20 protein-coding genes, 1 tRNA gene and 1 pseudogene are annotated in these 20,822 nt (G+C 62.8%); 10 read left to right on the forward strand and 12 right to left on the reverse strand.

Annotated features, from left to right (window positions below; all coding sequences use genetic code 11):
- Positions 1 to 90: 90 nt before the first annotated feature.
- The 7 genes from CR492_RS05920 to CR492_RS05950 form a co-directional block, all read right to left on the reverse strand.
- A complete protein-coding gene (locus CR492_RS05920) occupies positions 91 to 975 on the reverse strand; it encodes a YicC/YloC family endoribonuclease (RefSeq protein ID WP_102842819.1) in 885 nt (294 codons plus the stop codon).
- Between the two features lie 100 nt (positions 976 to 1,075).
- On the reverse strand, positions 1,076 to 2,008 hold the full coding sequence (gene era / locus CR492_RS05925) for a GTPase Era (protein WP_102842820.1): 933 nt from the start codon (positions 2,006 to 2,008) through the stop codon (positions 1,076 to 1,078).
- Positions 2,005 to 2,712: a ribonuclease III gene (rnc, locus tag CR492_RS05930; RefSeq protein WP_102842821.1), complete on the reverse strand. Its 708-nt coding sequence runs from the start codon at positions 2,710 to 2,712 to the stop codon at positions 2,005 to 2,007. The genes era and rnc overlap by 4 nt, the downstream gene beginning before the upstream one ends.
- A 2-nt stretch (positions 2,713 to 2,714) precedes the next feature.
- Positions 2,715 to 3,506 carry a signal peptidase I gene (gene lepB / locus CR492_RS05935; protein WP_102842822.1) on the reverse strand — a complete coding sequence of 264 codons (792 nt, stop codon included), beginning with the start codon at positions 3,504 to 3,506 and terminating at the stop codon, positions 2,715 to 2,717.
- Between the two features lie 290 nt (positions 3,507 to 3,796).
- On the reverse strand, positions 3,797 to 4,234 hold the full coding sequence (gene acpS / locus CR492_RS05940) for a holo-ACP synthase (protein ID WP_102842823.1): 438 nt from the start codon (positions 4,232 to 4,234) through the stop codon (positions 3,797 to 3,799).
- On the reverse strand, positions 4,231 to 5,010 hold the full coding sequence (locus tag CR492_RS05945) for a pyridoxine 5'-phosphate synthase (protein WP_102842925.1): 780 nt from the start codon (positions 5,008 to 5,010) through the stop codon (positions 4,231 to 4,233). Before CR492_RS05945 ends, acpS begins: the two co-directional genes overlap by 4 nt.
- A gap of 90 nt (positions 5,011 to 5,100) precedes the next feature.
- Positions 5,101 to 5,883 carry a pentapeptide repeat-containing protein gene (locus tag CR492_RS05950; RefSeq protein ID WP_102842824.1) on the reverse strand — a complete coding sequence of 261 codons (783 nt, stop codon included), beginning with the start codon at positions 5,881 to 5,883 and terminating at the stop codon, positions 5,101 to 5,103.
- A 298-nt stretch (positions 5,884 to 6,181) separates the two neighbouring features.
- Between CR492_RS05950 and CR492_RS05955 the strand changes: the two genes are divergently transcribed.
- Together CR492_RS05955 and CR492_RS05960 are read left to right on the forward strand one after the other, a co-directional pair.
- Positions 6,182 to 6,952, forward strand: a complete 771-nt coding sequence (locus CR492_RS05955; RefSeq protein WP_146030186.1) for a hypothetical protein — start codon at positions 6,182 to 6,184, stop codon at positions 6,950 to 6,952.
- An 8-nt stretch (positions 6,953 to 6,960) separates the two neighbouring features.
- A complete protein-coding gene (locus CR492_RS05960; protein ID WP_180982446.1) occupies positions 6,961 to 7,866 on the forward strand; it encodes a tetratricopeptide repeat protein in 906 nt (301 codons plus the stop codon).
- Between the two features lie 9 nt (positions 7,867 to 7,875).
- Here the strand turns inward: CR492_RS05960 and CR492_RS05965 are convergent, their stop codons facing one another.
- Both CR492_RS05965 and rpoZ read right to left on the reverse strand, forming a co-directional pair.
- The gene (locus tag CR492_RS05965; RefSeq protein ID WP_102842827.1) at positions 7,876 to 10,089 is read right to left on the reverse strand and encodes a RelA/SpoT family protein; all 2,214 of its coding nucleotides are present in this window, start codon (positions 10,087 to 10,089) and stop codon (positions 7,876 to 7,878) included.
- A gap of 321 nt (positions 10,090 to 10,410) precedes the next feature.
- Complete coding sequence (rpoZ, locus tag CR492_RS05970) at positions 10,411 to 10,800, reverse strand: DNA-directed RNA polymerase subunit omega (RefSeq protein WP_102842828.1); 390 nt, start codon at positions 10,798 to 10,800, stop codon at positions 10,411 to 10,413.
- 401 nt (positions 10,801 to 11,201) lie between these two features.
- Here rpoZ and CR492_RS05975 point away from each other — a divergent pair, with 401 nt between their 5' ends.
- A complete protein-coding gene (locus CR492_RS05975; RefSeq protein WP_102842829.1) occupies positions 11,202 to 11,819 on the forward strand; it encodes an NYN domain-containing protein in 618 nt (205 codons plus the stop codon).
- A 32-nt stretch (positions 11,820 to 11,851) separates the two neighbouring features.
- A complete protein-coding gene (locus CR492_RS05980) occupies positions 11,852 to 12,541 on the forward strand; it encodes a uracil-DNA glycosylase (RefSeq protein ID WP_102842830.1) in 690 nt (229 codons plus the stop codon).
- A gap of 117 nt (positions 12,542 to 12,658) precedes the next feature.
- Here the strand turns inward: CR492_RS05980 and CR492_RS05985 are convergent, their stop codons facing one another.
- Positions 12,659 to 14,041: a M20/M25/M40 family metallo-hydrolase gene (locus CR492_RS05985; protein ID WP_102842831.1), complete on the reverse strand. Its 1,383-nt coding sequence runs from the start codon at positions 14,039 to 14,041 to the stop codon at positions 12,659 to 12,661.
- A gap of 210 nt (positions 14,042 to 14,251) precedes the next feature.
- On the opposite strand from CR492_RS05985, the gene CR492_RS05990 reads away from it, so the two are divergent.
- The 5 genes from CR492_RS05990 to CR492_RS06010 all read left to right on the forward strand — a co-directional run bounded on the left by CR492_RS05990 (position 14,252) and on the right by CR492_RS06010 (position 18,943).
- Complete coding sequence (locus CR492_RS05990) at positions 14,252 to 14,590, forward strand: DUF1491 family protein (RefSeq protein WP_102842926.1); 339 nt, start codon at positions 14,252 to 14,254, stop codon at positions 14,588 to 14,590.
- Positions 14,591 to 14,606: 16 nt separating this feature from the next.
- Positions 14,607 to 15,011: a lysozyme inhibitor LprI family protein gene (locus CR492_RS05995; RefSeq protein WP_102842832.1), complete on the forward strand. Its 405-nt coding sequence runs from the start codon at positions 14,607 to 14,609 to the stop codon at positions 15,009 to 15,011.
- An 86-nt stretch (positions 15,012 to 15,097) separates the two neighbouring features.
- A complete protein-coding gene (locus CR492_RS06000; RefSeq protein WP_102842833.1) occupies positions 15,098 to 15,541 on the forward strand; it encodes an acyl-CoA thioesterase in 444 nt (147 codons plus the stop codon).
- 116 nt (positions 15,542 to 15,657) lie between these two features.
- Positions 15,658 to 16,050 (forward strand): hypothetical protein, encoded by a 393-nt coding sequence (locus CR492_RS06005; protein ID WP_102842834.1) that lies wholly within the window; start codon positions 15,658 to 15,660, stop codon positions 16,048 to 16,050.
- 631 nt (positions 16,051 to 16,681) lie between these two features.
- A complete protein-coding gene (locus CR492_RS06010) occupies positions 16,682 to 18,943 on the forward strand; it encodes a polysaccharide biosynthesis tyrosine autokinase (protein WP_102842835.1) in 2,262 nt (753 codons plus the stop codon).
- 306 nt (positions 18,944 to 19,249) lie between these two features.
- On the opposite strand, the gene CR492_RS06015 is transcribed toward CR492_RS06010, so the two are convergent.
- Positions 19,250 to 19,334 (reverse strand) — tRNA-Tyr (locus CR492_RS06015).
- A 164-nt stretch (positions 19,335 to 19,498) separates the two neighbouring features.
- On the opposite strand from CR492_RS06015, the gene rlmB reads away from it, so the two are divergent.
- Positions 19,499 to 20,368: a 23S rRNA (guanosine(2251)-2'-O)-methyltransferase RlmB gene (gene rlmB / locus CR492_RS06020; protein ID WP_102842927.1), complete on the forward strand. Its 870-nt coding sequence runs from the start codon at positions 19,499 to 19,501 to the stop codon at positions 20,366 to 20,368.
- A 21-nt stretch (positions 20,369 to 20,389) separates the two neighbouring features.
- Here rlmB and yidD read toward each other — a convergent pair.
- Positions 20,390 to 20,686, reverse strand: a pseudogene (yidD, locus tag CR492_RS06025) (membrane protein insertion efficiency factor YidD); the annotation flags it as partial.
- Positions 20,687 to 20,822 lie beyond the last annotated feature (136 nt).

A 20,822-nucleotide genomic window follows, 5' to 3' on the forward strand; every position in this document is an offset into this window, starting at 1 on the left:
CGCCGCGGCGCGCCTTCTTGCAGCGCCTCCGCCAGCGCGACGTCTCCCTCGGCGACGTCCCCGACGCGCTGCGCATCTTCCGGCATAAGGCTACTCGACATTCTGAACCTGTTCGCGAAACTGCTCGATTTCGATGCGCAATTCCATGCCAATCGCGGTGAGCGCCGCGTCATTCGATTTGGCGCTGAGCGTATTGGCCTCGCGCGACATTTCCTGCGCCAGGAAATCGAGCTTGCGCCCGATCGGGCCTCCCCCGGCGATCAAGGCGCCTGCCGCACTGGCATGGGTCCCGAGCCGATCTAGCTCCTCGCGAATGTCGCCTTTGGCGGCAAGAATCGCGGCTTCTTGATGCAGTCTGTTTAGATCGAGACTCGTATTCTCGCAAAGCGCTTCCACGGCCTGACGCAGCCGCGCATTGATCGCCGCGGGCTGGCGCCCCGGGCAGGCGTCCGCCTCCTGCGTCAGAAGCGCGATTCGCGCCAGTCGCGCCTCCAACATCTTTCCGAGCGCCGCGCCCTCCGCGCGACGCATTACAACCAGCGCATCGAGCGCGTCGTCAAGATTTTTGAGCGCGCCGAGGCGGGCCTCATCGAGTGCGGCTTCCGATTCAGGAGCATCGACCGTCTCGACGACGCCGCGCAGCGCGAGCAATCCGTCGAGCCTTGCGGGTGCGACGCCGGCCGGCAGATCGAGCCCTTGCACGGCGGCAAGGAGCTTGCCGAGCAGATCCTGATTGATGCGGATCTCGGGGCTTTCCGCCTCGCGCTTTGCCGATAAGGTCGCGTAGACGGTGCCGCGATGAAGTTTTTCGCCGAGGCGGCGGCGCGCCTCGGGCTCGATCGGATCAAAGCCCTGCGGCAGACGCAGGCGCAGATCGAATCCCTTGGCGTTGACGGATTTCAGTTCGAAGGCCCAGCTATAGGCGCCGGCCCCTCCCGCGATCCGGGCGAAACCGGTCATGCTGGCGATCGTCATTGTTTATGTTTGCGCCGGGCTCGAAGCCAAAGATGGAGCAATACATAGGCCGGGCGGACGCCGCGCTCAAGCGTCATGCCGGCGGCAGGAAAAAGCGCCCTCACTTCGGGAAATCAAGGCCCATTTCGCGGTAGCGCTCGGGATCATCGGCCCAGTTCTCGCGAACCTTGACGAACAAAAACAGATGCGCCTTCTGCTCGATCGCCTCGGAAATCTCCTTGCGGGCGGCGGTGCCGATCGCCTTGATGGTGCGGCCGCTCTCGCCGAGCACGATTTTCTTGTGGCCATCGCGCATGACGAAAATCGTCTGCTCGATGCGAACCGAGCCGTCCGGCAACTCGGTCCAGATATCGGTCTCGACGGTAGACTGATAGGGCAGTTCGTCGTGCAGCCGCTCGAAGATTTTTTCGCGGGTGATTTCGGCGGCGAGCGAGCGCATCGGCGCGTCGGAAATCTGATCTTCCGGATAATGCCAAGGACCCGGCGGCATCAAAGCGGCGAGCTGGCGGCGCATGGTTTCGACGCCATAGCCGCGCAGGGCCGAAATCATGAAAGTATGATCGAACGCGAGCCTTTCATTGAACTGCGCGGCGATGTCGAGCAGTTTTGGCGGCTCGACCGTGTCGATCTTGTTGATGACGAGAATTTTCGCCGCCCTGACGTCGGCGAGCCGCGCCAGGATCGCCTCGACGTCTTCGTCGAGGCCTTTGCGCGCATCGATCAGCAGGGCGACGGCGTCGGCGTCGCCCGCCCCGCCCCAGGCCGAGGTGACCATCGCCCGGTCGAGCCTGCGCCTTGGCGCGAAAATGCCCGGCGTGTCGACGAAGATGATCTGCGCGTCGCCCTCAATGGCGATGCCGCGCACCTGCGCGCGCGTCGTCTGCGCCTTACGCGAGACGATCGAGACTTTCGCGCCGACGAGTTGATTGATCAGCGTCGATTTGCCCGCGTTCGGCGCGCCGATCAGGGCGACGAAGCCGCAGCGCGCCGCCTGCCCGCCGCCGCCCGCGATTTGCTTGTGATCCTCGCTCATGCCGCGCCTTTCCGGTCGCCGGGATCGACGATTTTTTCCCGCGTCAGAAAGGCCGCCGCCGCCGCCTGCTCCGCGAGACGCTTGGCGAGACCCCTCGCTTCAGCCTGCTGAAAGCCGGAGATCTCGACCGAAATGGTAAATTCCGGCGCATGGTCCGGTCCGGTCCGGGCGGTCTCGCGGTAGGACGGCGGCGGCAAGCCGCGCGCCTGCGCCCATTCCTGCAAGGTCGTCTTCGGATCACGCAAAGGCCGGCGCGGCGAGCGCATACGCGGCTCAAAGGCTTGCGTCACCACCAATTGGGCCGGCGCGAAGCCGCCGTCCAGAAAAACGGCGCCAATAATCGACTCGCACACGTCGCCAAGGATCGCCCGATTGACCGAGGCGTTCTGCTTTTCGCTTTCGCCGACCCGCACAAAGGCCTCGACGCCCCATTCGAGCGCGACCTCGGCGCAGCTTTCCTTGCGCACGAGATCGGCGAGGCGGCGCGATAACTCGCCCTCGTCCGCGTCGGGAAAAGCGGCGTAGAGCATATTCGCGACGATGACGCCCAGAACGCGGTCGCCAAGAAACTCAAGCCGCTGATAGCTGACGCGTTTGCCCTGCGCCGCGCTGACATGGGTGAGCGCGGCCTCGATCAGGTCCGCCGCCGAAAAACGATGACCGATGCGCGCCTCGAGCGCGCTCAAATCCGGAGCTGCGGCCATCGCTAATGCACGGGCTTCAGCATCCGGTCCCAACGCACGGTCCAAGGCCACTCCCAGAACGCCCATGCCGGGGCGCCCTTGCCGACAGAGAAGAAAATAAGCTCGGCGCGGCCGACAAAATTGTCAAACGGCACATAGCCGACGCCGCCCTGATCTGGCGAAACGCGGCTGTCGGTTGAATTGTCGCGATTGTCGCCCATCATGAAATAATGCTCGGGCGGGACGATGAACGCCTGCGTGTTGTCGTTGAAGCCGGAATCGCCCTGAATCTCAATGATGGTGTGCTTGACGCCGCCAGGCAGCGTCTCCTCATAGGTCGGGACATCCGTCTCGCGGCCGTAGAAATCTTCCGTATGGGCCTTGGCGATCGGCTCGCGCGGCACGAGCTCATCGTTGATAAAAAGCCGTCCGTCCTTCATCTGGATCTTGTCGCCGGGAAGGCCGATCACGCGCTTGATGTAATCCGTCTGGCCGTCGCGCGGCAGTTTGAACACGGCGACGTCGCCGCGTTTCGGCGGAGAGGCAAAAACCCGCCCGTGAAACAGATCCGGGCTGAACGGAATCGAGTGACGCGAATAGCCATAGGCGTATTTCGAGACGAACAGATAATCGCCGATCAGAAGGGTCGGGATCATCGAGCCTGACGGAATATTGAACGGCTGGAACAGAAAAGTCCGGACGACGAGCGCGATCAGCAGGGCCTGAAGCACGACCTTGACGGTCTCGCCGATCCCGCCTTCGGCCCGGGGCTTAACCTGGGCCGCCTTTTCATTCAACCGCACTGGCTCTGTCATTCAACTCGTCTCTCAAGGAGGCTAGAGCGCTGTCATAATTCGCGAAGTTGCGAAGACGCTCTATCTGTTTGTTTCAACGCATTTTATTTTCGCAAAAATCGGCAACTCTTGCGGAAAATGCTCTGGAAATCGGCTTGGCGTCGCGCTCGAGCAGCATCTTGCGCATTGTCACGACCCGCGCCAAAAACTCGGCCGCAAGCCGCCGCAGCATTGCGGCAACCTGATGGAAGACCGCTCCTTACCATGCGTCGAAACCGCGGTACAGGGCGTCCAGCATCGGGGCGCCCGCATCAGGCCTCGAACACATCTGGCGGCTGCAGCAAAGCGTCGGGGTCTTCAAGCGCTTCGATGATGACCTGCGCCTGCGCCCATGGATATTCGTCGGTGATGGAAAGATGCAAGACCGGGCGGCAGCCGAGCGGGGTCATGCTTTTGAGTCGGCGCAGCGCCCCTCCGGTGAGGCTGAAGGTGGGTTTTCCCGACGGCAGATTGACGACGCCCATTTCACGCCAGGCGACGCCAAAGCGCAGCCCCGTCCCCAGCGCTTTCGAGCAGGCCTCCTTGGCCGCGAATCGCTTCGCGTAGGAGGCCGCGCGCCCTGCCCGTCCGTCGGATTTCGCGCGCTCGATCTCGGTGAAGCAGCGCTTCGTGAAGCGCTCGCCGAACCGCGTGAGCGAATCCTCGATGCGGCGGATGTCGCAGATATCGACGCCGAAGCCGATGATCACGGATGCTCTCCATGCGCCCCTTGAGACGCTTTCGCCCGGCCGGCGGCGATCGCTTCCCGCATGGTTCTGATCGCCTCGGGCAGCCCGATGAAGATCGCCTCGCTCACGAGAAAATGACCGATGTTGAGCTCGGCGATCTGCGGCAGCGCCGAAATCGTGGCGGCGGTCGCAAAATCGAGCCCATGGCCGGCGTGACATTCGAGGCCAAGGTTTTCCGCCATCGTCGCGGCAGCCTCGATGCGCAGGAATTCCTGCGCGGCGCGCTCCTTCTCGCAATGGGCGAGCGCGTCGCACCAGGAGCCGGTATGCAATTCGACGACGGGAGCGCCGATCGACTTCGCCGCCTCGACAGCGCTTTTGCCTGGCTCGATGAATAGAGACACGCGCACTCCGGCCTTGCCAAGCTCCGCCGTGACCAGTTTCAGATGATCGTGGCCATCGAGCACATTGAGACCGCCCTCCGTCGTGCGTTCGCTGCGCCGCTCGGGCACGAGGCAACAGGCATGCGGTCGCGTCGCGATGGCGATCGCCACCATCTCATTGGTCGCGGCCATCTCGAAATTAAGCGGGACGGAGATTTCCCGCTTCAGGCGCGCCATGTCCTCGTCGCGAATGTGGCGGCGATCCTCGCGCAGATGGGCGGTTATGCCGTCGGCGCCCGCGGCGATGGCGACAAGGGCGGCGCGGACGGGATCGGGAAAGACCGCGCCGCGCGCATTGCGCAGGGTGGCGACATGATCGACGTTGACGCCAAGGCGGGGAATTTTGTGGGACATGGTTTTTGAACGCTCTTGCGCCGCTGCGGGCGGCGAGCGCATGCGCTTATCATGAATTGGCCGCCGCGCCATCCGAAAGGGCGCCGGCGATCACTCCGTCAGGACACGCGAAAAGTTCTTTGCTTTTGCAAAGGCGCTGGACTGCCCCGCGTCGATCCGTGCCGAGCTTATGTCGAGGCCCGTGAGATCGGCGTCCTTGAAAACCGCGCCACGAAAATCGGCGCCGCTGGCGTCGGCCCCAGCCAGTGAGGCGCCCGTGAAATTCGCCCCGACGAATTTGGAAAACTGCAAATCATCGCGCGACAGATTGGCGCCTGAAAAATCCGCTCCGCTCAAATCGGCCGACTTCAGCACGGCCCGGATGAGGCCCATGGATTGATTCTGCATGTCGGCGGAGAGATTGGCGCCGATGAATTTGGCGTTACGCATGCTCGCTCCGGACATGTCGGCGGTGATGCGAGACCTGGACAGATCCGCGCCCTCAAAATTCGCGCCGCGCAGCTGGCTGGCAAAAAGACCCGCGCCGCGCAGGCTCGCGCCCGAAAAATTCGCCTTGAGCGCCCAGGCCTGATCGAGCACAGCGCCGTCGAGCTTGCCGCCGGCAAAATTCGCGTTATTCATCCGCGCCGCGCGGAAATTAACGCCGGAAAGATCGAGGTTCGACAGATCGAGGCCGTTCAGGCTTTTGTTCGAAAAATCCGGCCGGCGGCCAACGTTCTTCAGCGCCGCCTCCACGTCGGCGCGGGTCATTTCCGCCTTTGTGAACATGGGACTCGCCAGATCGACCTGGCTCATCATGTCCTGCGCGCGCAACACGCGTAGGGGCGTTGACGCAAGCGCGACGATCAGAACGCAGCGAAGACGAGTTTTCATGGCGCGCTCCCCTTTTTGGCGAGCATATCACTCTTTGCATAAACCGCTTGGGCTGTGGGCCCCGCGACGCGCACTGCGACATCCACATATTTTGCGCAAGCCTAAGCTTAAGCCACGTAAACGTCCGGCGCCTCGCAATAATAAAGACAGAATAACGCGGACAATGGGGCGCGGCAGGAGAGCAGATCTCAAGATTGCCCCCTGCAGCGATCAAACGTACAATATAAGCGTGAAATACAACTGAAATATTTCGAAAATTATCAACAATACTTTGACACCCAGCGGGAGGGTCGAGCGCGTGGAAAATGCCACTCCGGCGACGCGGGATTTTGCGGTCACCTCTCACGCCCCGGCAGGACCGATGAACTGGACGGCGCCGGCGCCTGAACTGCCGAGCGCATCGCAGCCGGCGGGGCCTTTGCGCGAAGCGATCGTCACCGCCTGCTGTGTCGTGACGGTCACCGTTTGCCTTGCTTTCGCGATCGACCATCGGCAGGCGGCGTCTCTTTCCGCGCCGACGGCCTCCTCGCGCGGCGAGGCCCCCCGCGGCGCAGCCCGCGCGGAATTATCTTTCGCGCCCGTGGCGGCCCCCTCGCAACAACCGGCGCCTAGGGCTGAAAAATCCGGCGCGGCCGGGCAAAAGCCGGCGCAGGAAATCGCGCCCGCCACAGGCGCCGATCGACCGACTCTGACACGATCCATCGGCCGCGCCGAGGCGGAGATGACAATCGCCCCGGTCCGCCTCGCCCCGACGCCGCCGGCCGGGGCGCCCGTCCGCGTCGTGCTGATGGTTTCAAGCGGGGAGCAAGGTTCAAAACAAGTGGAGGATGTCAGACGCGCGCTCGCCGCAGCGGGTCTTGAAATCGCAGCCGTCAACGTCGCCGACAAACCGGTCACGAAGCCCGGGGTCGCCTATTATTTCCGGCCCGACCGCGACGCCGCCATCGCCCTGCGCGAAACGATCGCTCCTGTCATTGGCGCCGTCGACGTGCAGGCGGCGGAGCTGCGCGCGGCCGGCCAAAAGGGTCTCCTCCCCTCGCCGGGTTCGATCGAAATCTCGATCCCATGATTTCAAACGTGGCGCTAAGCTCGGCCTGCCGCGCGGCGCTTTTTGGCGGTCTGGCGTTAGCGCTCGCGGGTTTTGCTCGCGTCGTTGCTGTCTGCGCCGCCGCGCCTTCGGAAAGCGCGGACGATCATGTCGATGCGGATCTCGGCCTTTCCGCCTTCAACGACCGTCACTACGATGAGGCGCGGCAAATCTGGCGCGATCTTGCCGAACGGGGCGATCCCCGCGCCGCGTTCGGCCTTGGCCTTCTGAACGATCTTGGCGTCGGCGGCGCGCAAAACGCCGCCGCGACCTTGCAGTGGTATTTGCGCGCCGCAAAGGCGCAGTTCGCTCCGGCGCAGTTCAAAGTCGCAGTGATGTATGACAGCGGGATCGGAGTCGCGCGCGACCCGGCCGTCGCCGCGGTTTGGTATGCGAGGGCGGCGGCGCATGAACATACGAGGGCGCAGTATAATCTGGCCCAGCTCTATGAAACGGGCGAGGGAACGCCGCGCAATATCGCTCTCGCCAAGGTGTGGTACGAGGCGGCGGCAGCCAATGGGCTCGACGCCGCGACGACGAAGGCCACGGCTGCGCGAATATTCCTCTCTTCGCACAAGCCGCCGGCGGCGGTCACGCTGACTCCCGCGATCCTCTCCTCTCTTACAGCCGAAGCGATCGCGAGCGTCGGCGACAAAACTACTCTCGAACTGTGTTGGTCCGCGCAGGCGCAGCAAACGCCGGTAGAATATTATGTGCAGATCATCTCGCTTGCGAGCGCGCCCGCCGAAATTGCATTTTCGGCTTACACGGAGCGATCGGCCCTGCTGGCGCGACTGCCGGCCGCTCCCGCGGATTATGCCTGGCGAGTCTACACAGTCGCTCCCGCGCTAGGCGATTATGCGCCGAGCGCCTGGAGTTATTTCTCGGTTCGTTGAAGCTGCGCCTCAGGCGTTCACACGTTCGACCTTGCTCACCACCGAACGCGCGCGCAAATTTGAGATGATGGCGTTGAGATGCTTCAGATCGTTGACCTCGACGTCGATGGTCATTTCGCGGAAATCGGCCGACAGCGGCCGGAACACGATATTGTCGATGTTGGCGTCATTGTCGCCGATGACGGTTGAAATCGTGCCAAGCGCGCCCGGCTCGTTGATCGCGGTGATGACGATGCGCGCCGGAAAGAATTCATGCGTTCCCTCCTCGACGTCCCAGCGCACGTCGAGCCATCGCTCCGGCTGCTCGTCGAAGTCGGTCAGCGCCGGCGACTGGATCGGATAGATGGTGATGCCTTCGCCGGGCGTCAGAATGCCGACGATGCGGTCGCCCGGCACCGCGCCGCCATTGGGCGCGAAGCGCACCGGAAGATCGCCCTGAAGGCCACGAATCGGGATCGATTGCTGGCTTGGCTGGTCGCCGCCTTCGCCGGGGATCTTGAAGACAAGGCCCGCCGCCTTCTTCATGCCAAACCAACCGGCCTCGCCATGCGGGCGCGCGGCGGCGGCGGCTTTCCGATCCTCCTTGAAGTCGGGATAGACCGCCTTGACGACATCGCCCGAAAACATTTCGCCGCGTCCGACGGCGGCGAGCACATCCTCGACATTGACTCTGGCGAGCCGCGCCAGCACCGGCTTCAGTCGATCCTCGGAATAGGCTTTTCCGGCGCGCTCGAAGGCGCGCGCGACGATCTGGCGGCCAAGCCCGGCGTATTGCGCGCGCACGGCCTCGCGCGTCGCCCGTCGGATCGCCGAACGCGCCTTGCCGGTCACGACCAGCGACTCCCAGGCGGCCGGGGGGACCTGGCCTTCGGTCCGCGTAATCTCGACCTCGTCGCCGTTCTGAAGCTCGGAGACGAGCGGCGCGTGGCGCCCGTTGATCTTCGCACCGACCGCGGAATTGCCGACGTCGGTGTGGACCGCATAGGCGAAATCGATGGCGTTCGCGCCGCGCGGGAGAGCAATCAGCCGCCCCTTCGGCGAGAAGCAGAACACCTGATCGTGAAACAGTTCGAGCTTGGTGTGCTCGAGAAATTCTTCCGGAGTGTCGCCCTCGGCAAGCATCTCGATGGTGCGGCGCAGCCATTGATAGGCGCGGCTTTCGCCTGTCAGCGTCTCGCGGTCGGCGACGCGGCCGTCCTTGTAGAGGGCGTGAGCGGCGATGCCGTTGCGGGCGATGTCCTGCATCGCTTCCGTGCGCACCTGCAATTCGACGCGCTGCCGGCCCGGCCCGACCACTGTGGTGTGGATCGACTGATAGTCGTTCGGCTTCGGGGTGGAGATATAGTCCTTGAAGCGGCCCGGCACGACGGCCCATTTGGTGTGGACTGCGCCGATCACGCGATAGCAGTCCTCGACGCTTTCGACCACGACGCGAAAGCCGAAAATGTCGGACAGCTGCTCGAAAGCGATCGATTTGCGCTCCATCTTGCGCCACACGGAATAGGGCTGCTTTTCGCGTCCGGCGACCTTGGCCTTGATGCCATGGGCGGCAAGTTCGTCGACAAATTCTTTCTCGATTGTGGCGATCGCTTTGCCGTTCTTGCGCCGGAACTCGTCGAGACGCGCTTCGATCGTCGCATAAGCTTCCGGCATCAGATGACGGAAGGCGAGGTCTTCGAGTTCGTCGCGCATCCCCTGCATGCCCATCCGGCCGGCGAGAGGCGCATAGATGTCGAGCGTCTCCTCAGCGATCCGCTCGCGCTTTTCAGGCGGTACGAAATGCAGGGTGCGCATATTGTGCAGCCGGTCGGCGAGCTTGACGAGCAGCACGCGGACGTCTTGCGCGATGGCGAGCAGGAGCTTGCGGAAATTTTCGGCGTGAGCGGCTTTTTTCGAGACGAGATCAAGCTTCTTGAGCTTTGTCAGCCCGTCGACGAGGCGGCCGATGTCCTGACCAAACAGCCGGTCGATCTCCTCGCGCGTCGAATCGGTGTCCTCGATGGTGTCATGCAGCACGGCGGCGACGATCGTCGCGTCGTCGAGCTTCATGTCGGTGAGGATCGCGGCGACTTCGAGCGGATGGGAGAAATAGGGATCGCCCGAGGCGCGCTTTTGCGCGCCATGCGCCTTCATCGCATAGACATAGGCGCGATTGAGCAATATTTCGTCGGCCTGCGGATTATAGCGCCGCACCCGGTCGACAAGTTCATATTGCCGCATCATGGCTCGGTTGGATCCGCTGCTTCAGGCGACGCCTGCCGCCGGACCTGGCGCAAGCATGGCTGTCTTGAAATCCGGCCGGCGGCGGGACGCGAGGCCTGACGACATGCCCTCGCGACGCGCGCCGTTTCGCCGCACTCCCGCCGGATCTGATCTTCAATCGGCGTCAAAGCCGCGCCGGAGGCGCCGCAAGGGCCTCCGGCAAAGCTTCTCAACAACCTGGGATCAAGTTTCGTCCCGAACGCCGCGACGCTCAACCCCCGCCGCGCCGGCGCGGCTGACGGCAGATCAGGCTGACAGAATATTGCCGATTTTAAAAGCCGGCTATTCGGAATCGTCTTCGGTTTCGGCCGGCGGAACAAGCCCTTCAAGGCCACGCAGGAGATCTTCCTCGGTCATGCGGTCGAACTGAATGTCGCCGATCGCTTCGGGACCCTGCGGCGCCGATGACAGAGCGGGAACGACTTCGGGCTCTGGCTCGTCGACCTCGACATGCTTTTGCAAGGACTGAATGAGATCTTCCTTCAGATCATCCGGCGTCAAAGTGGAATCGGCGATCTCGCGGAGCGAAACCACCGGATTTTTGTCGTTGTCTCGATCAATCGTGATCGGCGCTCCCGCGGCGATCATGCGGGCGCGGTGGCTCGCAAGCAGCACGAGTTCAAACCTGTTCTCAACCTTGTCGACACAATCTTCTACGGTGACGCGGGCCATGAAGCGCTCGCTCCTTCATCAATAGGCGGATGTTACTGATTAATGTGGATTTATCTCGCAAAGCGCTCACGAAGCAAGCAATTTATGTTTTGGCCGCCTTACCCGCGCGAAAATGGAAATCTTCAAATTATCAAATGCGGGCTATATTTGGTCATGATCTTGCGCAAGAATCCACCGTTCGGCGCCCGTAGGGGTGTGGGGTTCACTGATGATTGCGGGCTGGACAATAACTGTTCCAGCTCATTTTTGACGCAGTCATCAATTTTTGTAAATATTTTGTGGGAACCCTTCACACATCCTGTGAGTTAGAATACTCGTAGTTGTATCGATCACCTAAGGTTTAACTTGCTCGACTAAGTTTCGGGCCGGGTTACAATCGAATATTGAAGAGCACGCAAAATATGGCAGATCAGGAGAGAATTGCGCTTTTTATTGATGGCGCGAACCTTTATGCGACCGCAAAGTCTTTGGGCTTCGACATTGATTATAAACGGCTGCTCAAGGAATTTCAGAGTCGCGGTAAGCTGATCCGCGCTTTTTACTATACAGCTTTAGTTGAAGATCAGGAATATTCCTCAATTCGTCCGCTGGTCGACTGGCTGGATTATAACGGTTATTCAGTCGTGACCAAGCCGACCAAGGAATTCGTCGACTCCCTCGGGCGGCGCAAGGTCAAGGGCAATATGGATATCGAGCTCGCCGTCGACGCGATGGAGATGGCCGAACATCTCGACCATATCGTGCTTTTTTCCGGCGACGGCGATTTCCGCTCGCTCGTCGAGGCGATACAACGCAAGGGCGTGCGCGTCTCCGTCGTTTCGACTAACGCCACCCAGCCGGCGATGGTCGCCGACGAGCTGCGGCGTCAGGCCGACGAATTTATCGACATCATCCATCTCGCCTCAAAGATCGGACGCGACGCCGGGGATCGCCCCGAGCGAGCGCATCGGACCGCCGAGCGCCGCTCGCCGACGGCGCCCTCGGTCGACGCCGAGCTCGCTGACGACCGGCTCGACTGAGCGCGGCCGGCCGCTTTCGGCGCCGCCGTCCGATGACTTTGGATGATTCCGCAGGCGCAGTTGAGTCCGGCGCGCTTGAGCCTTCACGCGACTGCCCGCTTTGCCCGCGTCTTGCGGCATTGCGGCGCGCGCTGCGCGAAGAACAGCCCGACTGGAGCAACGCGCCCGTCCCGACCTTTGGCGATCCTTCGGCTCCGGTCCTGATTGTCGGCCTCGCGCCGGGCCTGCGCGGCGCGAACCGCACGGGGCGCCCTTTTACCGGCGATTACGCGGGCGATCTTCTCTATCGGACGCTGCTCGCCTACGGCTTCGCGACGGGCGCCTATGGCGCGAGCCGCGACGACGGCCTTAGCCTGCGCGATTGCGCGATCAGCAACGCTGTGCGCTGCGTGCCGCCGCAAAACAAGCCGACGCCCGGGGAAATCGCGACCTGCCGCAGCTTTCTCAAAGCAACGCTGGAGCAGTCCGTCAATCTCGCCATCGTCGTCGCGCTTGGCAGGATCGCCCATGAGTCGACCCTGCGGGCGCTGGGGGCGAAGCTGTCCGCCTTCCCCTTCGCCCATGGCGCAGAACATAATCTGCGTCATCCGAGCGGGCGGAGTTTGACGCTGATCGATAGCTACCATTGCTCCCGCTACAACACCAATACGGGCGTGCTGACGCCGCAAATGTTTGTCGACGTGTTCGCCGCCGTCCGCCGCCGCATCGCCGACGCGAGCTAGGCTGACCGTCGCCAAGCATGGCGACGCGAACCTTGGGCGTGGGCGCATCATTCCGCCAAATCCGAAGCGGGCCGCGCGGCGCCTGTATGACGCTCCCGGCCTCCTGTTTTCAGCGCGTTACAGCGCCAAAGCGTCCAGCACCCGCGCCCAGCTGCGCGCGCCCTTGTGGAACGAGCTCAGCTCATATTTTTCGTTAGGCGAATGGACGCGATCGTCCTCGAGGCCAAAGCCGATCATCAGCGTATCCATATTGAGGTCGCTCTTGAAACTGCCGACGATCGGGATCGAGCCGCCGCAGCCGGCAAGCACCGGCGTCGCGTCCCACTCGGCCTGCAGCGCCCGGCTCGCGCGCGACAGCTGCTCCGAACTGAACGGCAGGTTCAGCGCCTTTGATCCGCCATGGGGGATGAATTCGACGCGGCAGTCTTGCGGCAGGCTCTTGCGCACATAGGCGCGAAAGCTCTCGGCGATCTTGGCCGGATCCTGCGCCCCGACCAGCCGGAAGGAAAATTTGGCGCTCGCCTGCGCCGGCAGCACCGTTTTCGAGCCCTTGCCAGTGTAGCCGCCGATGATTCCGTTGACGTCGCAGCTTGGCCGCGACCAAACCATCTCGAGCACGCTGCGGCCTTTCTCGCCAGCCGGAACCGAGAGGCCGACGGCGGCAAGAAAGGCCGCTTCGTCGAAATTCAGATCGCGCCATTGCTCGGCGACCTCCTCGGGCAATTCGGCGACGCCGTCATAAAAGCCCGGCAGCGTGATTTTTCCCTCGGCGTCATGCAGGCCGGCAATGACGCTTGCGAGCGCGTGGATGGGATTGACCGCGGCGGACCCAAAAATGCCAGAGTGCAGATCGCGGTCCGCGCCGCGGATGATGACTTCCTCCGTGACGAGGCCGCGCAGCATGGTGGTGATCGCGGGCGTCGTCCGATCCCACATGCCGGTGTCGCAGACAAGCGCGAGATCGGCCTCAAGCTCGCTCTTGTTGGCGGCGAGAAAGGCCGGCAATGAGGGCGAGCCGGTCTCTTCCTCGCCTTCGAGCAGCACCGTGATCTTGCAGGGGAGATCGCCGGTCTCCTTGAAGGCGCGAACGGCCTCGATGAAGGTCATCAGCTGACCCTTGTCGTCGGCGACGCCGCGGCCGACGATACGCCGGCCCGTCGCGGCCTCGACGATTTTCGGCTCAAATGGCGGGCTCTCCCAAAGCTCAAGCGGATCCGGCGGCTGGACGTCATAGTGGCCGTAGAAAAGCAGATGCGGCACATCGGGCCGGCCCGCTTTGGCGTGGGCGACGACCATCGGATGGCCGGCGGTGGGGCGCACCGAGGCCTCAAAACCGAGCGAGGTCAGTTCGTCTGATAAAAATTGCGCCGCGGCGACGCAATCGCCGGCGAAGGCGGGATCGGTCGACACTGATTTAATCGCGACGAGCTTGAACAGCCGCGCCAGCGCGGCGTCGAGGTTGGCGTCGATTCGGTCGAGAACGGTTTCCAGCGCGGCCATGAGGCAATCCTTCGATCAAGCAGGCGGCAATTAAACGCGGCGACGGGAAACCGGCGCATGGATTCAGTGCAAGATCGTCACGATCCACCGCCTTTGCGGCCGCCTCGCCGGCCGCCCGACGATGCGTACACGGATTTTGCATCGACGGGATACATGTCCTTTCTATAAAGGCAAAGGCGATTGGGGATCACCCTGGCGACGGATGGAAAAATGAGGCTGCGCGCCGATTTCTGGGTCTCGGCCTATCTGCGGCGTTGCGCGCATGAGGGCGCCGCAGCTGTTCTGCGGCGGCGCGGCGCGGCCGAGGCGGGAGCGATCTTCGTCAAAATCGATCGCCTCGACGGCGCGGCGGCGCTGTTCGGGCCGGCGCCGCAGAGCGAAATGATGGAGGCGGACGCTCGACTGTTCACGCGCCTGCACGCGGCCGAATGGATCGATCCGGCCGAGGCCGAACAGAAGCTCGCGCGGCAGATCAAATTCGATCCAGATCTGTGGATCGTCGAGACAGAGGACCGCCAGGGGCGTTCCTTCCTCGATCTCGCTGTTTGACGGAGAACACGAACCGATGCGCTCCATAATGATCGCCTTTTGTCTCTTCGCCACGCTGTCCGGCATGAACGCCAGGGCCGAGGATTGCAGCGCGGCGGCGACCCAGGCCGCGATGAATGATTGCGCCAATACAGCGTTGAAAAATACGGACGCGGAACTCAATGCGATCTACCGCGACCTCATCGGCCGCCTCAAAAACAGCGAGGATTCGAAACAGGCCCTGATCGTCGCGCAACGCGCCTGGCTGCAGTTCCGCGACGGCGAATGCGCCTTCGCCGCCAGCGCCGTGAGCGGCGGCAGCATCTATCCAACGATCGTCGCGAACTGCCGCAACGCGCTCACCGCGGACCGCGTCAAGGCGCTCGGCGTCTATCTGAACTGCGCGGAGGGCGACATGGCATGTCCCGTACCGCCGAAATGAGCGGAGACCCACAGAAATGTTTGGAGGGGCAATGAAATCGCTCGACCGTCAATTCAACGCCTGCGGCCGGCGTCGGGAGCCGCATCATGACGAATGAATCCGAACAAAGCTCCGAGCCGCGTTCCGCCGAATCCGGACCGCCGGATCGGTCTCCGGTGATCCGCGCCATCGCCATGCCGGCCGACACCAATCCGGCGGGCGACATTTTCGGCGGCTGGCTGATGGCGCAGATGGATCTTGCGGCCGGCAATGTCGCAGCGCGGCGCGCGCGCGGGCGCTGCGCAACCGTGACCGTCGAGGGAATGACCTTTTTGAGCCCGGTTTTCGTCGGCGACGAAGTCAGCCTCTATGCCTGGCTGACGAGCGAAGGCCGCACGTCGATGCGCGTCAAGGTCGAGGCCTGGCGGCGTTATCGCGAGGAAGAAGCCGTGAACAAGGTCACCGAAGCGCTGTTCGTTTTCGTCGCCATCGGCAAGGATCGCAAGCCGACGCCGCTGCCGCCCCGCCTCGCCACGCTCGAAACGAAATAAGCGGGTTATTTTCCGCTCTGGAAAAAAGCGAATCATGCGGCATCTTTCCTCAGCCTCGCTTGGTCTTTGCAGCGAGATCTGCAATTTTAAATGGTCTGACGCGCGGAGATCTCGCAATGGGTTTCGCCCACCCCTGGATTAGCCCTTCTCTTGCCCTTGCCGTTTTTCTCGCGGGCGCGACGACCGGCGGCGCGGCGGGGTCGCCCGCGCTGAGGGCCGGCCCGCATGATGGCGTCTACACTGTAGAAATTCATACAAGGAGCGGCGGCTGCGATCCGGTCTACCGCTGGAGCATCACCGTTTCGGCAGGACGCGTCAGTTCTCCCGTGGATGGATTCATGCAGGCCTCTGGCAAGGTCAGCGCGCAAGGCGGCGTTTCGCTGGCGTTCCGGCGCGACAATCAGGTCGCCAATGTCGCCGGCAAGGTCAAAGGCGGGCGCGCCTCGGGCACGTGGTCGTCGCCCACCCTGCAATGCGCGGGATCATGGAGCGCTGTGCGCAACGGATGAGCCGGCTCGACCTGATCGTCGCAGGGAAGCCAGCCGCGGCGCGAGCGTGACAATAGAATGGAAAGAGAGTTGGCCTAACTATTGCTTTTGATCGCTGGAGAAGATGACGCCAGCTTTGCCATAGGGGCAAGCTTTAACCGCCATTGATCGATCATACGCAGGTAAAGTTCGTCATATTGGCGAATCTGCTAAAGATCAACCTTCGGTCGCAGTCAATTGTTTGTCATGATTCTAGGCAAGATAGACGACAACGCGATGACCCAGGAAAAATAAAGCTTTGCTCGACGCCTTGATAGTTGGGGTCCTGATTGTAAGTCTTGCGGCCATCTGTTAAGGTAAAATGGCTTTCGAAGAGAATAATTCAACGCAAGTGGGGGATGCGCGAGGTGCGTCGCGCGCGTATTTTGCGCGCCGGGTCGCGGACGGCTGCTCGCGTCGCTTTCCCCGGCTGCGATACGCCCCCGCAACGACTCAACCTTGCGTGGTGTTGTCTTCGAGGCGAAGCAATAAAGAGACGCCCCAACGATCTCTACAGTATCCGCTGAGAGGCCGGCCGCGCGCGATATTTGTAGTGACGCAAGCTTATATGGTAACGAATTAATCTGATCCGGCCGACAGCGAGTTGACATTTATGCTTCAGATCAACAAAAGGGCGCCCCTCGCCGGCCAGGACTCGCAAAAAGTCATCGCGCCGCTGATCGACGCCTTGCAGAATGGCGCGCGCATCATTCGCCGGCAGCTGCCGATCGTCATCGTCATCATGATCTGCAGCGTCGCCCTGGCGATCCTCTATCTCGCCAATACGCCGCCGAAATTCACCGCCGTCGGGTCGATGGTGATCGACACGCGCAAGATGCAGGTGTTGTCGGAAAAGCAGACCCTGATGGGCGAAGCGCAGATCGACGCCGCGCAGGTCCAGACGCAGGTCGAGCTCCTGAAGTCCGACAGCGTCGCCCTTGCGGTGATTCGTCAGCTGCATCTGATCGACGACCCTGAATTCGTTGCGCCGCCGACCGAGTCGAAGGGCGGACTGCTCAGCTTCCTGTTCCCGCCGAAACCGGTCACGCCGCTCACCGACGCCGAAAAGGAGCAGATCGCCCTCGGCGTTTTCAGGGGCGGCCTGACCGTCACCCGCGAGGGATTGACCTATGTCATCGACATCGGCTTCACCTCGCTGCAGCCGGCGAAATCGGCGCTGATCGTCAACACGACCGTCGACGCCTTCGTCGCCAATCAGATGGACGCCAAATATGACGCCACGAAGCGGGCCGGCATATGGCTCGCCGAACGCATCAAGGAGCTCCGCACCCAGGCCTCCGCAGCGGAACATGCCGTCGTCGAATTCAAAAAGGCGAACAATATCGTCGACACGGGCGCCGGGACAGGCGGCAAGCTGATCAACGATCAGCAATTGTCTGAAGTGAACAGCCAGCTTATTCTCGCCAGCGCCGCGACCGCCGAAGCTCGCGCCCGCCTCGAGCGCATCACCGCGGTCATGTCGCAGGATGTTCCCGACGCCTCCGTCGCCGACGCGCTGAAAAGCGAAGTCATCATCAAGCTACGCCAGCAATATCTCGACCTCGCACAGCGCGAGGCCATTTTCTCGCAGCGCTACGGCGCGAACCATCTCGCTACGGTCAATCTGCGGACGCAGATGCAGGAGATTCGTCACAGCATCTCCGACGAAATGCGCAAGATCGCCGAGAGCTACAAGAGCGATTACGAGATCGCGCGCACCCGAGAGCAGTCGCTCAAGGATCATTTGTCCGCCGCCGTCACGCAGTCGCAGACCTCAGGGGAAGCCGGCGTCCAGCTCCGCGAACTGACCAGCAATGCGGAAGCGGCGCGCTCCCTCTACGACAATTTCCTGCAGCGCTACATGGAGGCCATGCAGCAGCAGGATTCCGCGCCGATCAGCGAAACGCGGCTGATCAGCCCCGCCATGCCGCCGATGGTGAAAAGCGCCCCCAAGGGTTCGATGATCCTGATGCTGGCGCTCGCGGGCGGCGGATTGCTGAGCTTTGCCGTCGCCTATCTGCGCGAGGCCTCCGACGGCGTCTTCCGCACCAGCGATCAGATCGAAGAAACGCTTCGGGTCAATTGCCTCGCCATCGCGCCGGCGCTCAAGGCCGCCGGTCCACGCGCCGACGGAGAAGACGGCGATACCAAGTCCGTGAGCGGCCAGGGCTTTCTGCGCAATGTCGTGGACGCGCCTTTCTCACGCTATGCCGAGGCAGTGCGATCCGTGAAAATTGCCGCCGATCTCAATGGCGCGCTGAAATCGCACAAGGTCATCGGCCTGACTTCGACCCTTCCCAATGAGGGCAAATCGACCTTCGCCTCCAATCTGGCTCATTTGATCGCCGACGCCGGCGGCAATGTCGTCCTCGTCGACGCCGATCTGCGCAGCCCTTCGCTGTCGCGCTGGCTGGCGCCTGACGCGCCCGGCCTGATCGACGTCGTCATTGGCAACGTCTCGCTTGAAAAGGCCATTATCCAGGTTTCGACCAGCCGGCTGCACTTCCTTGCAGCGGGAGCTACATCGAAGCTGCCGCACACCAATGAAATCCTCGCCTCGGCGGCGATGAAGAGCCTGATCGACAGCCTGCGGACAAATTATGATTACATCATCGTCGATCTGTCGCCGGTGGCGCCGATCGTCGACGTGCGCACCACTGGCCACGTCATCGACACCTATGTTTACATCATCGAGTGGGGCAAGACGAAGATTGACGTGGTCGAGCGCGGCCTGTCCGAAGCGCAGGGCGTCTACGACCGTCTCCTGGGCGTTGTCCTGAACAAGGTCGATATGGCCGCGCAGAGCCGCTATCAGCGCTATCACGGCAATCATTACTACCGGAAATATTATTCGAAATATGGCTATCTCGAATAGAGGCGCCGCTGCTGTCGGGCGTCCTGCAGTTAGAGCATCCCTCCAAAAAGCTTAAGGCTCTTTGGACCAAGAGGATGCGTTGAAAAAATGAGTTGGAGCAAAAATCCGTTCCAGTCGGATCAGTTTTGCTCTGGCGCGTCATGGAACAAGAAGCGCCGCGGCAATCTCTTGACGCCAGCGGCGCTTTTTTTTTGCGCAGGAGGCCCCTTCTCGGATTTGCGTCGGTTTACGGATTTACAAAGGGCGGCCGGCGCCGCTTTCGGCCGCCCCCTGCGGACAGAAGCAGGGCGCGATCGGGAGCGGCGGTGGTGGGGGAGGTAGGACTCGAACCTACGAAGGCGTAGCCAGCGGATTTACAGTCCGCCCCCTTTGCCGCTCGGGACACTCCCCCAAGATTCCGTCGCCGGACTTGGTGGACGGCTTATGGAAACCCCGCCCGCTGCTGTCAACTGGAAATCTCCGGCGACCGGCGCGGCGCCGCAGATTGCGCGCGGCCTTCGCTCGTGACACAGACGTCAAACCAGGATGACGCGCGCAGCAAAGAGTATTTTGAATTTGAAACGCGATAGACCCAAAGGCGCCACAGGCGAACCGGCGCGGCGCGACAAGCCGTCCCCCCCCCACGCAGCCGCCTCTGCCAAAGCGCCGCCGCGGCAGGCGCGCCCGCCCGAGCCGCGCAAAAGCGCCGCCCAACCCTTCCGCAGCGCCTCGGCCGACATCGTCGCCCTTTATGGCTTCCACGCCGTGCGTGAGGCTCTGCGCGCCGGAAAACGCAAGCTGTTCGACATTTACGGGACCGAGGCCGCCGCGCAAAAGCTGGCGCCGGAGATCGCTGCGGCGGCGCTATCTGCGCGTCTTGTCACGGCCGAGGATCTGTCGCGCCGCCTCGGCCCCGCCGCTGTGCATCAAGGCGTCATGCTGGAGGCGCGCCCGTTCGAAGCTCTCGACCTTTCCGATATCGTCCCTGACAGCGGCGTGGTCCTCGTGCTCGACCAGATCACTGATCCGCATAATGTCGGAGCCATCGCGCGGACAGCGGCGGCGTTTCGCGTCGACGCTTTGGTGATGACCGAACGCCATGCCCCCGAATTGACCGGCGTACTGGCGAAAGCCGCTTCAGGCGGCCTTGAACATGTGCCGATTATCCATGTCGTCAATCTCGCGCGCGCGCTACGCGCCCTGAAGGATCAGGGCTACCTGCGCGTCGGCCTCGATTCGGCGGGTGAAAGCACCCTGACCGACGCCCCGCTAAGCCGGCCGCTGGCGCTCATCCTTGGCGGAGAGGGCAAGGGGCTGCGCCGGCTCACCCGGGAGAATTGCGATCTCGTCGCGCGCCTCGACATGCCGGGACCGATCAAAAGCCTCAATGTCTCCAACGCCTGCGCCGTCGCCCTGGCCCTCGTCGCGCTTCGGCCCGGAGCCTGACGCCGCATCGGCCCGCTCGTTCTCGCCGTGCGGAAGCGGACCGCGCCAGCGGCCATAGCGCCAGGGCCGCCACCAGCGCGCGCGAATCGGCAATTCGGCGGGAACGGGATCAAATCCCGCCGTGCCAAAAGGATGGCAGCGGCAGAGCCGTGCAAATCCCATCCAGCCGCCGGCCCAAAGCCCCTGCCGCGTGATCGCTTCGCTCATATAGGCCGAGCAGCTTGGCAGATGGCGGCACTGCGAGCCGACCAGCGACGACAGCGTCAGCTGATAGGCTCGGATCAGTCCAACGGCCGCCCTGCGCCCAATTTGCGTCATGCGCTGCCTCCGTTTCCGGTCGAGCCCCGGCCAGCCGTGCGGATCGCGCGGGACTGTGGCGCATATACACTATGAGCCGCCACAGACTCGCCGCATAGTATCGCAGCGTTTTCCTGCCTTATAGCTTGTGGTGCCC

The sequence above is a fragment of the Methylocella silvestris genome (genome assembly GCF_002891535.1).
GTDB classification, from domain to species: domain Bacteria; phylum Pseudomonadota; class Alphaproteobacteria; order Rhizobiales; family Beijerinckiaceae; genus Methylocapsa; species Methylocapsa silvestris_A.

Coding starts and splice junctions, on each gene's coding strand:
- CR492_RS05920 (WP_102842819.1), bottom strand. CDS start 975: ATGACGATCGCCAGCATGACCGGTTTCGCCCGGATCGCGGGAGGGGCC.
- era (WP_102842820.1), bottom strand. CDS start 2,008: ATGAGCGAGGATCACAAGCAAATCGCGGGCGGCGGCGGGCAGGCGGCG.
- rnc (WP_102842821.1), bottom strand. CDS start 2,712: ATGGCCGCAGCTCCGGATTTGAGCGCGCTCGAGGCGCGCATCGGTCAT.
- lepB (WP_102842822.1), bottom strand. CDS start 3,506: ATGACAGAGCCAGTGCGGTTGAATGAAAAGGCGGCCCAGGTTAAGCCC.
- CR492_RS05945 (WP_102842925.1), bottom strand. CDS start 5,010: ATGTCCCACAAAATTCCCCGCCTTGGCGTCAACGTCGATCATGTCGCC.
- CR492_RS05950 (WP_102842824.1), bottom strand. CDS start 5,883: ATGAAAACTCGTCTTCGCTGCGTTCTGATCGTCGCGCTTGCGTCAACG.
- CR492_RS05965 (WP_102842827.1), bottom strand. CDS start 10,089: ATGATGCGGCAATATGAACTTGTCGACCGGGTGCGGCGCTATAATCCG.
- rpoZ (WP_102842828.1), bottom strand. CDS start 10,800: ATGGCCCGCGTCACCGTAGAAGATTGTGTCGACAAGGTTGAGAACAGG.
- CR492_RS05975 (WP_102842829.1), top strand. CDS start 11,202: ATGGCAGATCAGGAGAGAATTGCGCTTTTTATTGATGGCGCGAACCTT.
- CR492_RS05980 (WP_102842830.1), top strand. CDS start 11,852: ATGACTTTGGATGATTCCGCAGGCGCAGTTGAGTCCGGCGCGCTTGAG.
- CR492_RS05985 (WP_102842831.1), bottom strand. CDS start 14,041: ATGGCCGCGCTGGAAACCGTTCTCGACCGAATCGACGCCAACCTCGAC.
- CR492_RS05990 (WP_102842926.1), top strand. CDS start 14,252: ATGAGGCTGCGCGCCGATTTCTGGGTCTCGGCCTATCTGCGGCGTTGC.
- CR492_RS05995 (WP_102842832.1), top strand. CDS start 14,607: ATGCGCTCCATAATGATCGCCTTTTGTCTCTTCGCCACGCTGTCCGGC.
- CR492_RS06000 (WP_102842833.1), top strand. CDS start 15,098: ATGACGAATGAATCCGAACAAAGCTCCGAGCCGCGTTCCGCCGAATCC.
- CR492_RS06005 (WP_102842834.1), top strand. CDS start 15,658: ATGGGTTTCGCCCACCCCTGGATTAGCCCTTCTCTTGCCCTTGCCGTT.
- CR492_RS06010 (WP_102842835.1), top strand. CDS start 16,682: ATGCTTCAGATCAACAAAAGGGCGCCCCTCGCCGGCCAGGACTCGCAA.